This is a genomic window from Micromonospora sp. NBRC 101691, from assembly GCF_030269285.1.
Taxonomy (GTDB): Bacteria; Actinomycetota; Actinomycetes; order Mycobacteriales; family Micromonosporaceae; genus Micromonospora; species Micromonospora echinospora.
The window spans coordinates 46,161-61,000 of sequence record NZ_BSTB01000014.1 but is presented as its reverse complement, the minus strand read 5'-3'; the positions used below and the strand labels follow the sequence as shown (position 1 = coordinate 61,000).

Genomic DNA, 14,840 nt, shown 5'->3' with positions numbered 1-14,840 from the left:
GTTCCCGACCTTCGGAGAGGGGTGACCAGCCAACGTCGATGTGAAAGCAACCGCTGCTACGACAGGAGCGCGGATTCCAGGTCGTTCAGCAGCGCGTGCACGGGTGCCCAGCACATCCGGACGGTGTCCAGGTCGGGCACCAGTCCGTAGTCGGCCTGGTGCCGGAGGTGGACGAAGTTCCGGTAGTTGCGAACCTGCTCCATGAAATCCCGGGCATCGGTCTGCACCCACTTCCGCCGGTGCGCGTGCTCGAGGAGAAGTTGCAGACCCGCGCGCTCGATCCGGACCTTCCGCCCGCTCCGGTCGGACAGCCCGTTCTTGCGGACGTCCGCGTCGTGTCCGGTCACGACGACCTGCAACAGTCCCTCGACGAAGCTCCCGATACCGATGATCGCCATCGAATAGGCGCCGTTGGTCTGGCAGATCGACGCTTCCTCGGCCCGGGTCATGAGAACCCCGACGGCCTTGCTGTCGGTGGCCAGGCGTCGCACCCGCTCGTGCAGGTCCGCTGGCGGCCCGTACATCGGGGCGTCGCCGGTCCTGCCGAGTTGGCCGAGCACCGGACGGCCGCCGACGTACGTGACGGTGAGCTGCTCGGAGGCCAGGATGCGGTTCAACTCCTCGGCGATCGGCTCGGCCGCTTCGAGGCCCCCGTCGTACTCCAGGGGATCGCAGATGCGACAGAGCAGCCGGTCGACCGCGGCAGCATCGTCGGCGTGGGCACTCAACTGGTCACTGAGCCAGGGCACCCGGGGAGAACCGTCGTACTGCGGTTCCCCGGGCCACCGCACCCGGTGCAGGAAGCGCTCGATCTGCGTCCCGGTGCGCTCGTACGGACCGTCCATGTCGCAGATGAGGCGAGCCACCCGTTCCAGGGTGAGCAGATCGAGGTTGACCATCAGGAGACCTCCCGGTCCACGCGCTGCTGGGCGATGTCGAGTGCTTCGGTCAGACGTCGGACGATGACGGAACCCCGCTTGCGAAAACCGAGCTCGGTCATGGCCTCCCGCAACCGGTCGTCCCGGTCACGCTGGAGTTGGTCGCTGAGCAGCCAGGTACAGATGCGGACCAGTTGGTCCCGGGTGTACTCGGTGATGGAGAGCCCGCTCATGACCGCTGGCCGCGGGCCCCGCTGGGCGGCCGGCGGAGGGGGTGGCGCGGGACGCTCCGGTTCCGGCCGGACGAAGTGCTCTGCCGGAGCGCGGTCGGCCCTCTCCACCGCCTGTCGCCACCGCGCCACCAGCTTGGCGGTTTCACCGGCGGGATCGACGTACCAGTCGGTCGACCAGATGCGGTGGAACTCCCAACCCAGCCGCTCCAGGTGCTGCTGGCGCAGCCGGTCCCGGTCCCGCGCGCTGTGCGCCTGGTGGTAGGCGTGACCGTCGGTCTCGACTGCCAGCACCATCCGGCCGGGCTGTTCCGGATGCGCGAGCGCCAGGTCGATCCGGTAGCCGGACACACCCCACTGGGGAACGGCGTTGATTCCCTGCTGTCGCACGGCCTCCAGCACGCTGCGTTCGAGGCCGTTCAGTTCGACGCCGGTGTGCTGGCGGGCACCGAGGTCACCGTCGAGGGCGACGAACTCGAGATACCGCCGCAGCAACTCGGGGCCGCGGTTCCTGGTCCCCGCCGTCCGGGTCGGGTCCATGTCGTGGTGCGAGAAGGCGCTTACCACGGTCATCCGGCGGCGGGCCCGGGTGACCGCCACGTTCAGCCGTCGTTCCCCACCCTCCTGGTTGAGCGGGCCGAACCTCATCGGTAGCCGCCCATCGCGGGTCTTGGCGTACCCGATGCTCAGGATGATCGCGTCCCGTTCGTCACCCTGGACGTTCTCCAGGCTCTTGATGAAAAACCGCTGGCTCGCAGACCGGTCCTGGGAGAAGAAGTCGTCCGGGTGTTCGTGCTCCCGCCGCCGGTTACGCAGGGCCATCTCGATGCGCTGTGCGTGCTTCTGGCCCATGGTGATCACGCCCAGGCTCTCGTCGGGGCGCTGACGGGCGTGTTCGAGGACGAGGTCGACCACCCGCTCGACCTCCTCGGGCGAGGATCCGCTCTGGCCGGGCGGGACCCGGCCGTCCACCACCTCTGATCGCAGCGGGCTGTCGACCTGCACTCCGGGGAAGGTCACCAGGGAACGGTCGTAGATCTCGACGTTCGAGAAGGCGATCAGCCGTTCGTCGCGGCTGCGGTAGTGCCAGGACAACCGGTGCCGGTCCGAGATCAGACCACCGAGCACGTCGAGGACCGACTCGTAGTCCTCCAGGCTCTCCTCGTCGAGGTCGTCGTCGCCCGACGGGTTCTGCTGCACGAGCCGCCGGAAGAACGGCGTGGGCGGAAGCTGTTTCGGGTCTCCGGCGACCACGAGCTGGGTGCCGCGCATGATGGAGGCCACCGCGTCGTGCGGCTCGATCTGGCTCGCCTCGTCGAAGATCACCATGTCGAACCTGCGCTGTGCCGGCAGGAGGCGGCTGACCACGAGCGGCGACATCGCCCAGCACGGGAAGGCTGCCAGCAGCACGTCGGGGGCGCTGTCGAGCAGCTTCCGCAGCGGCATGTGCCGGCTCTTCTTGGCGGCCTGTTGCCGGACCAGACCGTTCTGCTCGGGGAAGGCGTCGCGGACACGCCGCAGGTTCACGGCCACGTTCCGCCGCACGCGTGCTGCGGCCGAGGCGATGTGCGACGCGTCGGCCTGCCGGAAGTCCTCGACGAGCTGTGTGTGTCGTTGACCCACGAACTGGCCGAGGTGGGGCACCCGTAGGCGCATCTCGTCGAGGATCACCTGGAGCCACGCCCGCAACAGGACGTCGGCGGCCTCGTCGCTGGAGGCCTGTCGACGGGCGAGATCGTCGAGCAGGTGGGTGAGCCCCAGTGACCGGAACAGCTCCTGCTGCTTGTTGAGCTCCGGCATCCGGAAGAGCGTCTCCCGGTCGGCGGTCAACTCCGCGAGGGTGTCGACTGCCGTGGTCGCGGCTCCCCGGTCCAGGCCCTCGATGCGGGCACAGGCCGCCACCGCCGCCAGGTGGTTCCGTACCTTGACGAAGGTCGACATGCACAGGTCGGCACCCGCCAGGGCGACCGGTGCGCTGTCCCGGCGGCTCAGCTTCTGCCAGCGCTCACGCTGGTCGACGGCGGCGAGCAGGCCACGGTGCAGTTCGGCGCGCTTGCGGGGGGCACCCGGGCAGCTCCGCCACAGCTCCCGACGCAGCTGCATCCGGCGGAACACACCCAGGGGTTCCGACCGACGCGACCTGAGCCGCCGGGGTGCCGCGGCGTAGACGTGATCGTCCAGGGTGGGACCGAAGATCTGCTCCCCGTAGCTTGCGATGGTGCGTTCCACCTCGGTGAGCAGTTCGAACAGCTCCGCCCACGCGGTGAAGTCGTCGGGCACGTCCAGTCCGGCCCGGTCGACCAGCGCGCGGATGTCCGCCTGAGCGTTCTCGAGCGCGTTCGCGGCGAGCCCGTCGAGGTGGGCCAGCATCCCGTCGACGTCGTCGACCGTGCGGATCGCGGCCTTCGCCCACGGGGACTCGCCGCGCCAGACCCGCAGCCCACCGCTGTCCACGAAGGCACGCAGGTCCTCCTGTACGGCTTCCAACCGGGTCCGGTCGAGGTGCAGCAGACCGGAGGCGCGCAGGTTGTACCGGGAGACGTCGTAGCCGGGCAGCGCGAGCAGCTGCTCGATCACCTCGAACGCGCTCAGTCCCCAGGGCTGCCGCACCTCGTGCAGCTCGGCCGGATGTTGTCGGGCGGCCTTGCGTCGGGTTTGCAGGAGCCGGTGCAGGTTGCCCGTGTCGGGCGGCGGTTCGCTGCCGGCCCGGGTCAGCACGGCGGCGATCCGCTGGGCGACGAGCCGCTTGCTGATCTTGCGATCGTGCAGGTCGAAGATGAGGTTGTCGAGTCCCACGTCACCGAGTCGGTTCATCACCGCCTCGATCGCGGCGCGCTTCTCGGAGACGAACAGCACGCTGCGACCGGCTGCGGACATGCTCGCGATGATGTTGGCGATCGTCTGGCTCTTGCCGGTCCCCGGCGGTCCCTCGATCACCACGTGCCGGCCGGCGAGCACGGCGTCGATGGCACCCTGCTGGGAGGAGTCGGCGTCCTGGACCAGGAACTCCTTGGCCGGGTCGACCCGGTCGGCGCTGGAGCTCGACCCGGTGAACGGCTCGCCGCGCAGGTAGTGCCGGGATTCCTGGTCCCCCGCCATCGCCGCGACGACCGGGTGTGACGCCAGCAGCTCGGCCGAGGTGCGCAGGTCCTTCACCATCGCGAGCTTGTCGAAGCTGAACACCCCGGCGAGCAGTGCCGGTTCCAGCCGAAGGCACAGGCCGCTGGGTGCCACCGCCTTGTCGATCAGTTCGAAGGCGTTGCCGAGCTGCGCCTGCGGGTCCGGCGTCTCGGCCAGCATCGTGCTCAGCTGGTCGCCGAGTGCGCTGATGTCCGCCTCGACGCCGTACTGCCGCTCGAGCGCGTACAGCAGCACCGGGTTGATCTCCGGCGGCTCGGAAAGCTCCAGGGTGAAGTCGTTCTCGGTCGCGGTCCGGCTGTCCAGCCCCATCTGGTGGAGGATCAACGGCGCCCGCAGGGGTTGCATCGGAACGGATCCCCTGGTGTACGTCCCGACCATGCAGACCAGGCCGCGAGCCACCCATCCGGCCTGGATGCCCTGCTCCTCCTCCAGCTCGACGAGCTTGCGGCGGAGGCCCCGGGCCGTGACGCAGGCGGCGTTGTGGCGGTCCTGATCCGGGAAGAGCGCACGCAGGCGCACCTTCCTCCCGGCGAGCAGTTCGGCCATCCCGTCGGTCGTCGCCTGGCCGAGGTCCAGGGTGGCGGCCTGCCGCTCCTTGAAGTAGAGCAGCGTGTTCCGGGGACCGAAGTCGATCAGTTGGTCGGCCCACCTACCGGCGGCCTGCTGCACGAGGCCGAGCACGTCCGGTTGAGTCAACAGCATCGCTTCTCCGTGTCAGTCGACCTACGGCAAGGGAGATTCACGGGACCAGCCGGCCCGGGGCAAAGCCCTACAGGATATGGGCCTTGCCCCTACGGCCAGTGCGTCAGATTCCCGACAGTTCCTGAGCCGGCTCCGTCACCAGCCGCGGATCTTGCGGCCGGTCTCCGTGTCGGGGTAGAGGATGGCGTCGGCGACCCGGCCACCGGAGTCCTTGGCGCCGCCGCCGAAGTTGAGGACGCCGGAGGCGTTGGCGCTGGCGGCCACGCCGTCCCAGTACCGGGCCTCCCGCTCCCAACGAACGGCGGCGATCAGGTCGAACAGGTCCGCCTCGGTGAGTCGACGGCCCGAGGTCGCCCAACCGGTGGCCTGGTGGGCGGCGATGCCGATGCCCGCGAGCACGGCCGGCGCGGCGACGGCGGACCGGGCGGCGAGCTGCGGGTAGAGCTGGTCGAGCAGGTTGGACAGCAGCGGCACCACGCGCCGTTCGACCTGCTCGGCCGTGGTGTCGGCGGGCATGTCCGTGTCGCGCACGGTGGCCGAGGACTGCGCCAGCCCGGTCCGGCCGAAGATGGTGGTGACGACGAGGACCCGCAGGGCGGAGAGGGTGATCAGCTCCGGGTCGGTGCGGGTGAGCTGCCGCTTGCGGGACTGCACGAGCCGGCCCAGGGGGACGATCTTCCCCTCGTGCTCGACCTTGACCGCCTCCGCGATCCGGTGGGCCAGTTGGGTACCGAAGTCCCGCTGGTCCATGGACATGGCGAGGTTCTTCGCCACCGGTACGCCCTCGACGTTGCGGTCGTAGAAGATCTGCCGGGCGTCCTCGACGCCGAGACCCCAGTACAGCTCGAAGGGGAGCCGGACGGCGTTCAACTTCTGGTAGGTGATGCCGAAGCTCTCCGGGTCGTCGTAGAGCTCGTGCAGCGCGGTCACCTGGGTCTCGCCGTCGATGGCCACGACCGGGGAGCCGGCCAGGAGGGTGATCCGGCAGATGCCGCTACCGGGGACGAGCTCGCCGCTGACCGCACCGGGCTCGTCGGCGAGCCAGAGGGTGATCGGCGGGGTCGACCAGCCGGACCCGAACTCCCCGTTCACACCCGAGGCGATGTAGCGGGCGTAGTCGGCGACGTTGCGGCCCTTCTGGGTCTGCTTGAGCGTGCGCTGCACCAGCGAACGAATCTCGGCGTGCCGCCGCACCGCACCGGAGGCGATCTTCATGGCCCGGCGGTCCTCCTCCCGCTTGGGCGAGGGCACCAGTTGGAGCAGCGCCGGCAGTCCGATCGTGCCGATCACCGCGTCGGAACGGAAGGGGATTACGGTGAGCTGGATGCCCTCGACGGCAGCGGTGGGCATGGTGATGGACACGAAGGAGAACCTCCGGGGGCGAAGGGACACGGGCGGCCAGGCCCGAGCAGGGGGAAGGGGCGGCAACCGCAGCGGGCTGCGGGCCGGAAGTGAAAGCGACCCTAGCACACCCGATCGTGAAAACATCGTCAAACTGTTTACAAGCTAGCGGTGTGGTGTAGAGTCGTCGTCGAGCTCGATCTTGCACCGACCGACAGGACGTCCGATGCCGCAGGCAGCCCAGGTCACCGCCGCCGAAATCTCCCGGTTGGCCGGCGTCACGCGGGCAACGGTGAGCAACTGGCGTCGCCGCCACCCGGACTTTCCCGCCCCGTCCGGCGGAACGGAGAGCAGCCCGGCCTACGACCTGGATGCCGTACGGGCATGGCTGTCCGCGCGGGGGCAGCTCCCGGAGAGCTCCCCCGCCGACGACCTACGCGCCGCCCTGCGGGTCGCCGCGGTCGATGCCACCACACGGTGCGAGCTGACGCTACTCGTCGCCGCCGCGAGTCGTCGATCCGACAGTCGACTGAGGACGCTTGCCGCACTGCCCGACGACCAGCTCCGTCTCCTCCGGCGCAAGGCGGTCCCACCCGGGGCCGACGAACCGCCCGAGCCCGGCAGGCCGCCGTTCCACCCCGACCAGGTTCCGGTGCTCCGGGCGTTGCTGCGGTGCGTTGTCGAAGAGGGGCCGCTCCGGGCACTCGACGTGCTCGCCGAGAGCGATCCCGACGACAGCAGCGCCGGTGGCAACTATCCGACCCCGGCACCGGTGGCCGACCTGATGGCCGACCTGATCACCGTCTCGGGCGAGGCGTACCCGGGCACCGTCCTCGATCCGGCGTGCGGGGCCGGCGGCCTCCTGCTCGCCGCCGCCGCGCGCGGGGCGCGCGAACTGGTCGGCCAGGACCTCGCGCCGACGCAGGCCGCCCAGGCCGCTGCCCGCCTCGCCATCCCGACCGACGCGACGGTCCGGGTACGGGCCGGCGACAGCCTCCGCGCCGACGCGTTCCCCGCTCTCGTCGCCGACGCCGTGCTCTGCGCGCCGCCCTACGGGCAGCGCGACTGGGGACACGACGACCTGGCGTACGACCCCCGCTGGGTCCTCGGCCTGCCGGCGAAGATCGAGTCGGAACTCGCCTGGCTCCAGCACTGCCTGGCCCGGCTCACCCCCGGTGGCCGGGCCGTTCTGCTCATGCCGCCGGCGAGCGCCGAACGGGCCTCGGGTCGACGGATCCGGGCTGCGCTGGTCCGCGGCGGGGCGCTCCGGGCCGTCGTGGCACTGCCGGCCGGTGTGGCCCAACCGTTGCACGTCGGCCTGCACCTGTGGCTGATCCAACGCCCGCCCGAGCAGGCGGTCCCGCCGCAGGGCGTCCTCTTCGTCGACACCGCGCAGGTGGACCCGGTCGGGTCCGAGGAGCCGACCGGCCGGCGGCCCGTACCGGACTGGCCCGCCCTGCACACCCTCGTCGTGCAGACCTGGCGGGAATTCGACCTGCATCCGGAGGGCTTCGAAGCCGTGCCGGGCACGGCCCGCGTCGTCAGCGCCCTCGACCTGCTCGACGAGACCGTCGACCTGACGCCCGCCCGGCACGTCCGGGTGGCGGTGCCGGGTCGGCCCGACGAACTCGCCGAGGCCGCGTACGCGCTGCGCCGCCGACTGCGCCGGGCGACCACCGGCGTGCTGGCGCTCAGCGGGGGCGAGCGGTGGCCCCCCGTCGGGGCCACCGCCCGCTCCTGGCGCACCGCGACCGTCGCCGACCTGCTGCGCGGCGAGGCCCTGACGCTTCTCCGCGCGCCCGTGGAGGTCACCGTCGAGAAGGGGGACGTCATCCTCCCGGAGATGTTGCACAGCGGCGTCGGCACCGCCCGGGTGGCCGACGCCCGCGACGTGGGCAGCCTCCTCGGTCGGCATCTGTACCTGCTGCGGCCCGACCCGGCCCGGCTCGACCCGTGGTTCCTCGCCGGCTTCCTCGCCGCCGAGGACAACCTGCACGCCGCTGCCTCGGGCAGCACCGTGGTCCGGGTCGACCCGCGCCGGCTGCGGGTGCCGCTGCTCCCCCTCGCCGAACAGCAGCGGTACGGTCAGGCGTTCCGGCGCCTCACCGCCCTACGCGCGGCGGCCGACATCGCCAACCGCCTCGCCGACGAGACGGCCCGCACCCTGGCGGCGGGCCTGACCGGCGGCGCACTGCTCCCCCCGGATTCATCGGAAGGACCTCGTTGAGCACCAGCAGACACACCGAACTGGCCAACCACGCCTGGTCGGTCGCCGATCTCCTGCGCGGCGACTACAAGCAGTCCGACTACGGCAAGGTGATCCTGCCGTTCACGGTGCTGCGTCGCCTGGAGTGTGTCCTCGCGCCGACCCGGGAGAAGGTGCACCAGACGTACGAGCGGTTCCGGGACCAGGACGTCGACGTGAGCCGCTTCCTGCTCCGCGCCGCCGAACCCCACCGCTTCTACAACACCAGCGGCTACACCCTGAAGTCGATCACAGCAGACCCGGGCCAGACGGCGAAGCACCTGCTCGCCTACGTCGGCGCGTTCTCCGACAACGCGCGGGAGGTGCTGGACCGGTACGAGTTCCCGCAGCAGATCCGCCGCCTCGACGCGGCGAACCTGCTCTACCGGGTGGCCGCCCGCTTCGCGGACCTCGACCTCGACCCGGTGCAGCGGGACAGGGAGACCGGCGAGGTCCTGACCGACGAGCACGGCCAACCGCTGCCGAACGTCGACAACCACCAGATGGGGTACGTCTTCGAGGAGCTGATCCGACGCTTCGCCGAGCAGTCCAACGAGACCGCCGGTGAGCACTTCACCCCGCGCGAGGTCATCGAGCTGATGGTCAACCTGCTGGTCGCGCCGGACCACGACGCGCTCAGCGTGCCGGCTGTGGTGCGCACGGTCATGGACCCGGCCTGCGGCACCGGCGGCATGCTCAGCGCGGCCGAGGAGCACATCACCAAGCTGAACCCGCACGCCACGGTCAAGGTCTTCGGTCAGGAGCTGAACCCGGAGTCCTGGGCGATCTGCCGGTCCGACATGATGATCAAGGGCCAGGACCCGGACGACATCAAGTTCGGCAACTCGTTCAGCGACGACGGCCACCGCGGCGCGCACTTCGACTACCTGCTCGCCAACCCGCCGTTCGGGGTCGAGTGGAAGAAGGTCAAGGACGAGGTCGAAGCCGAGTACGAGAAGCTCGGCGAGAGCGGTCGGTTCGGTGCCGGCCTGCCCCGGATCAACGACGGCTCGCTCCTCTTCCTCCAGCACATGATTTCAAAAATGAAACAGCCCACGGCCGACGGCAAGGGCGGCAGCCGGGTCGCCATCGTCTTCAACGGTTCGCCGCTGTTCACCGGGGCGGCCGAGTCCGGCGAGTCGCGCATCCGGCAGTGGATTCTGGAGAACGACTGGTTGGAGGGCATCGTCGCCCTGCCCGACCAGCTTTTCTACAACACAGGCATCTCCACGTACTTCTGGGTCCTCACGAACCGCAAGCTGCCCGACCACCGGGGCAAGGTGATCCTGCTGGACGCCCGGGAGCACTTCGCCAAGATGCGCAAGTCCCTCGGCGACAAGCGCAAGTACCTCACCGCCGACCACATCAAGGAGATCACCCAGCTCTACGGCGAGGCGCTGCACGCCGCCGCCGACCCGGAGCACCCGCACCACCGGAAGGTCAAGGTCTTCGCCAACCAGGACTTCGGCTATCAGCGGATCACCGTCGAGCGGCCCCTCACGCTCCGCTTCGAGGTCACCGAGGAGACCCTGACCGCCGTACGCGAATCGAAGCAGATCGCGCGGGCGGTGAACGTCGACGCGTTCGAGGCGGCGTTGAAACCGCTGGTCGGCAAGTCATGGGAGACCAAACGGGCGGCCTGGGACGCGGTCCGCAAGGCGATGGCCGAGGGCGGCGTGCTCTGGCCCAGCGGCGCACCCTTCCAGAAGGCGCTCCGCGACGTGCTCGGCGTGCGCGACCCGGAGGGCGAGGTGCAGATGCTCAAGGGCGAGCCCGAGCCGGACACCGAACTGCGCGACTACGAGAACGTGCCGCTCCACGAGGACGTGGAGGAATACCTCCGCCGCGAGGTGCTCCCGCACGTCCCGAACGCCTGGATCGACCACACCAAGACCAAGATCGGGTACGAGATCCCCTTCACCCGCCACTTCTACGTCTACAAGCCCCCGAGGCCCCTCGCCGAGATCGACGCCGAACTAAAAGCCCTCGAAGCCGAGATCCAGGCACTACTGGGCGAGGTGACGAAATGACGCGGATCCTAGGGATCTCGCTCCCGAACCATTGGTCGCGGGCGCCGCTGAGGCACGTAACTTCCTGTCTAAGACGTGGAACCACCCCCGCCTATGTAGATACTGGCCCGGTGCGCGTCATCGGACAGGCAGCAAACAAGAACACCGGAATCGACTGGAAGCTGACTCGTTTTCACGATTATCACGGCGACGCCTCCGGCTTGAAGGGCATCCTGAGGCCCAGCGACGTAATCATCAACTCCACCGGCACAGGAACACTTGGGCGCGTCGGATTCTTTGATGGCGGGCCAGACAAATTACCATCGATGGCAGATAGTCACATTACCGTGGCTCGCTTCAAAGCAGAGTTGATCCACCCACGTTTCGGTTACTATTGGATCCAGTCACAGCCCTTCCAAGAGTACATTTCTGCCGCGCTGACCGTTGGGGCAACTAACCAAATCGAACTCAATCGGGACCGCCTTGTAAGTGCACAGATTCCGATCCCGCCGCTCACAGAACAGCACCGAATTGTCAATTTTCTCGATGTAGAAGCGGCTCGAATTGACCAACTACTCGCAATAAGGGGCAAGCAGGCCAACCTACTTACGGCAGCCTTGAAGGCAAGAGCAGTAGAGGCTACAGGCCGTGCTCTTCTACAGCTGGACGCGGACGGATCACGCGAACTGACCGTGCCACTCAGGCGAGCGCTTCAGGCAGTCCAAACCGGCACAACCCCGGGCAACTTGCAGGACCGAAATGAGGCTACCTGCCACGACGCAATCCCCTGGTACACGCCAGCAGCCCTCAGCGGGCTCTTGTCGGTAGGAGAGGCAGAGAAGTTCGTTCCCGCCGAGAAGGCACAGGAAGTGCCACACTTTCCCGCAGGAAGCATCCTCATAACCGGCATTGGCGAATCACTAGGAAAGGTGGGTTTTCTAGATCGGGACGCCACTGGGAATCAGCAGATAACGGCAATGACGCCCAACCAAGGCTCGGACGGGAAGTTCTTGGCCTGGCAACTATGGGCCGCAGAAGAAGAGATTCGGGCTTGGGCTCAATACTCCCGCATCCGAATTATCAACAATGAAACCCTTAGGTCATTTCCAATCCACCTGCCACCCAAGGGCACTCAAGTGACGGCAGCAAAACACCTAGACCACTTTCTTGATGGAGTGGTTCGAGCACGCAATCTGCTCACGCAGTTTTCTGCTACTATGAAACAGAAGCGGCAGGCATTGATTGCAGCAGCTGTGACCGGGCAGATTGGCATGCTCAAGTCGGATGACTGACGAGCGACCAACAGACAGAGGGCGAGTCGCCTGATTCAGGCAACGACTAGGATCAGTGGAGTTCGTCCGTATCTCAGCAGAGGACTGGGCGGCTCTTTTGCTTAGGGCGTACGTCGACCGCGGCACCCGGTCAAGAACCTCGACGCATTGACTGTTGCTGCCGGAACGGCTCGACGTGCATCAGAGGTTAGCTGGATGTTCGCTCAGCTCCCTTGACAAGGGTGAACGACTCGGCCGGCGACCTGGCCAGCATCCTCAGATCGTCGGGCACCGCACTGTCAGTCGCGCCAGGTCACCGCTCGACTTGAAAGAACAGCCCACCGATCGGAGTCTCCACACTGGCCCAGCGCCTACGCCCCTCGAACATGGCTGCCCCGGCATGATTCGTCACCCCGAAGGCGCTCGTCGCTCAGCCCGCGAAGGCGCCGGCCTTGATACCCTCGATGAAGCCGGTCCACTGATCGGGGCCGAACATCAGCACCGGTCCCCGCCGGTCCTTGCTGTCGCGAACCTGAGTGATGTGGCCGCCGTACCGGGCCTCGACGCACGCGCCGTTGCCGCCGCTGCGGCTGCTGGTACGCCACTGGCTGTTGAGCGCCTTCATGGCGTCTCCTCGTCCCGAATCCTCTTGATCATAGTGGTTGAAGCCGTGGGTGACAGGGCGGCTGCACGAAGGCTGCTGAACACCCGCGTGCACCTGTCGACGTCCTCACCTTCAGCGTAGAGGTCGCCGGTCAGGCCCTCGATGTACACCACCCCTGGCCCCTCGTCGAAGCTGAGGATGTGGAAGCTCGACACCATCGAGGCGTAGGCCCCTTCCCGGAACGGAATGACCTGGACGTTCACGTTCCATCGCTTCTGCGCGGTGAGAAGCGCCGAAAGTTGATCCCGCATGACCTCGGGTCCGCCGATCTGCCGGTGCAGGACCGCCTCGTCGATCACCGCAACCAGCCGTAGTTTCTCCTCGGCGAGCAGCTTCTGCCGCTCCAACCGCACGATCACCCGCTCGTCTGTCGCCTGCGGTGTGGGCTGGGATGCGTCGGCGCTGATGATTGCTCGGGCGTATTCGGCGGTCTGCAACAGGCCGGGCACGACCAGGGTTTCGAAGTTCTGGATCTCGGACGCTGCAGACTCAAGTCCGATGTACTGCCGGTAGGAGTTGGGCAGGTCGCCATACTTCGCCCACCAGCCGCGCTGCTTGCCCGCCCGAGCCATCGAGAGCCACGTCTCGCGTTTCTCCGCATCGGTCACGCCGTACCGGTCAAGCAAGGCGTTAAGTGCCGGACCCTTCAATCCGACCCTGCCCTGCTCGATCCTCCGGAGGGTGCTCGGCGACACCTCGATGAGTGCGGCTGCTTGCTCGGTGGTCACTCCGGCCTTCTCGCGCGCTTGCTTGAGTTGAGCACCGAGCTGGAACCGCACGAAGGTTGGGCTTTCCACGCTCACATCTTCTGCCTTCCCAGGCACCTGTCACCAGCCACACGCCGTTGGTATCAGTTGACGCGTCGTGATTGACCTGCCTACTTTGCGCGCGCAAAATGGGTGCGCAGCTGAGCGGCCCGATGCGCGCCGGACAGGGTGCGCCTCCGTGAGCCATACCCCTCACCCGCCCAGGTAGGGGGACTCGGCGGAAGGTGAGAGTGTTCGTGGTTTCCGAGATCGTGGCGATGGTGTTCGGTGGGCTGGTGCCGGGGTTCCTGCTCGGGCTGCTCGCGTTCCGGGTCAAGTCCCGCTGGTGCCCGCGCTGCGGTGAGTACACCGAGCCCGTCAACCGGGCCGACCAGCGATGAGCGACCCGCGCCAACACAACCGCCGTGAGCTGCCCATCGGGCGGCGGGTCGCCCAGTTGCGCGTACGCCGGGGCATGAGTCAGCAGGTCTTCGCCGATCGGATCGGCCGGTCGAAGAGCTGGGTGGACAAGGTGGAACGCGGTGTGCGTACCCTCGACCGGCTGCCGATGATCGAGACGGTGGCCGCCGCCCTCGGCGTCGCCCCGGCCGTGCTGGTCGGCCGGCAGGCCAGGTCAGCACCCGCCACCGACGCCACGGCCGCCGTCGAGCAGGTCCGCGCGGCTCTGGCCAGCTACGACACCCCGCCCGACGGTGACGGCCCGTCGCCGCCGGCCGACCTCGACGACCGGATCGGGTACGCCCGCACGGCGTACCGGCACGCTCACCATCTCCAGGTGCTTCGGCTGCTGCCGGGACTGCTCGCCGCCACCCGGCACGCGGACCACCGGACCGGGGATGCGGCGGCGTCCCTGCGGCTGGTGCGGGTGTACCGGGTCACCGCCCAGGTGCTGGTCAAGCTCGGTGAGCCGTACCTCGCCTGGCTGGCCGCCGACCGGGCGATGACTACCGCCGCCGGTGACCCACGGGGTACCGCCCTCGCCGCCGTACCGCTGGCCCAGGCACTCCGGGCCCTCAACCGCGGCCGGCTCGCGATGGCCGCCGCCACCACCGCCGTACGCCCGCTCGACCCGGCCCCGCACCGCGAACCCGCACCCGACGACGCCGCCCTCGCCGGCACCCTGCTCACCGAAGCCGCCCTCGCCGCCGCCACCTGCGGCGACGCCGCCGCCGTGGACGACCTCACCGCACGCGCCGCCCACCTCGCCGCCCTCCACGCCGGACACCACCACGACGAGGACGGATTCGGGCCGGTCGTGGTCGACCTGGCCCGCGCGGTGGCCGCTGCCCGACTCGGCGACAACTACCGGGCCGTCACCCTGCACCAGCGCGCCACCGGCGACGACGCCTGGCCGCGGCTACCCGCCGAACGCCGGGCCGCGCACCTGATCGACGTCACCCGGGCCCACCTCGACCTGGGCGACCTTCACGCCGCCGGCCGCGCTCTGCTCACCGCCGACCGGATGGCCCCCGCCGAGGTCCGGCTCCGACCCGCCGCCCACGCGGCGTTGTTGGCCGTCCTCCACGCCGGCCCCACCCCGGCTGACGTCACCCGCCTCGCCACCACCATCGGCCTGACCCGGAACTGACTGC

General features: G+C 68.7%; 10 protein-coding genes. 5 read left to right on the top strand and 5 right to left on the bottom strand.

The features are described 5' to 3' along the window. Positions 1 to 56: 56 nt before the first annotated feature. From QSK20_RS20890 to QSK20_RS20880, 3 genes are all read right to left on the bottom strand, one after another. On the bottom strand, positions 57 to 899 hold the full coding sequence (locus tag QSK20_RS20890) for a hypothetical protein (protein ID WP_285790285.1): 843 nt from the start codon (positions 897 to 899) through the stop codon (positions 57 to 59). Further along, positions 899 to 4,951 (bottom strand): PDDEXK-like endonuclease domain-containing protein, encoded by a 4,053-nt coding sequence (locus QSK20_RS20885; protein ID WP_285790284.1) that lies wholly within the window; start codon positions 4,949 to 4,951, stop codon positions 899 to 901. Before QSK20_RS20885 ends, QSK20_RS20890 begins: the two co-directional genes overlap by 1 nt. Positions 4,952 to 5,086: 135 nt before the next feature. Continuing rightward, positions 5,087 to 6,313 carry a DNA sulfur modification protein DndB gene (locus tag QSK20_RS20880; protein WP_285790283.1) on the bottom strand — a complete coding sequence of 409 codons (1,227 nt, stop codon included), beginning with the start codon at positions 6,311 to 6,313 and terminating at the stop codon, positions 5,087 to 5,089. Between the two features lie 205 nt (positions 6,314 to 6,518). Here QSK20_RS20880 and QSK20_RS20875 point away from each other — a divergent pair, with 205 nt between their 5' ends. The 3 genes from QSK20_RS20875 (at position 6,519) to QSK20_RS20865 (ending at position 11,838) form a co-directional block, all read left to right on the top strand. Continuing rightward, entirely contained in the window at positions 6,519 to 8,519 is a 2,001-nt protein-coding gene (locus tag QSK20_RS20875) for an N-6 DNA methylase (protein ID WP_285790282.1), read from the top strand. Further along, a complete protein-coding gene (locus QSK20_RS20870; protein WP_285790281.1) occupies positions 8,516 to 10,567 on the top strand; it encodes a type I restriction-modification system subunit M in 2,052 nt (683 codons plus the stop codon). Before QSK20_RS20875 ends, QSK20_RS20870 begins: the two co-directional genes overlap by 4 nt. Before the next feature lie 110 nt (positions 10,568 to 10,677). Beyond that, entirely contained in the window at positions 10,678 to 11,838 is a 1,161-nt protein-coding gene (locus tag QSK20_RS20865) for a restriction endonuclease subunit S (RefSeq protein WP_285790280.1), read from the top strand. A gap of 409 nt (positions 11,839 to 12,247) precedes the next feature. Here the strand turns inward: QSK20_RS20865 and QSK20_RS20860 are convergent, their stop codons facing one another. Together QSK20_RS20860 and QSK20_RS20855 are read right to left on the bottom strand one after the other, a co-directional pair. Beyond that, positions 12,248 to 12,442, bottom strand: coding sequence for a DUF397 domain-containing protein (locus QSK20_RS20860; protein WP_285790279.1), 195 nt, complete (start codon positions 12,440 to 12,442; stop codon positions 12,248 to 12,250). Continuing rightward, on the bottom strand, positions 12,439 to 13,284 hold the full coding sequence (locus tag QSK20_RS20855; RefSeq protein WP_285790278.1) for a helix-turn-helix domain-containing protein: 846 nt from the start codon (positions 13,282 to 13,284) through the stop codon (positions 12,439 to 12,441). The genes QSK20_RS20860 and QSK20_RS20855 overlap by 4 nt, the downstream gene beginning before the upstream one ends. A gap of 200 nt (positions 13,285 to 13,484) precedes the next feature. On the opposite strand from QSK20_RS20855, the gene QSK20_RS20850 reads away from it, so the two are divergent. Both QSK20_RS20850 and QSK20_RS20845 read left to right on the top strand, forming a co-directional pair. Then, on the top strand, positions 13,485 to 13,628 hold the full coding sequence (locus tag QSK20_RS20850) for a hypothetical protein (protein WP_285790277.1): 144 nt from the start codon (positions 13,485 to 13,487) through the stop codon (positions 13,626 to 13,628). Next, on the top strand, positions 13,625 to 14,836 hold the full coding sequence (locus QSK20_RS20845; RefSeq protein WP_285790276.1) for a helix-turn-helix domain-containing protein: 1,212 nt from the start codon (positions 13,625 to 13,627) through the stop codon (positions 14,834 to 14,836). The genes QSK20_RS20850 and QSK20_RS20845 overlap by 4 nt, the downstream gene beginning before the upstream one ends. Positions 14,837 to 14,840: the final 4 nt, after the last annotated feature.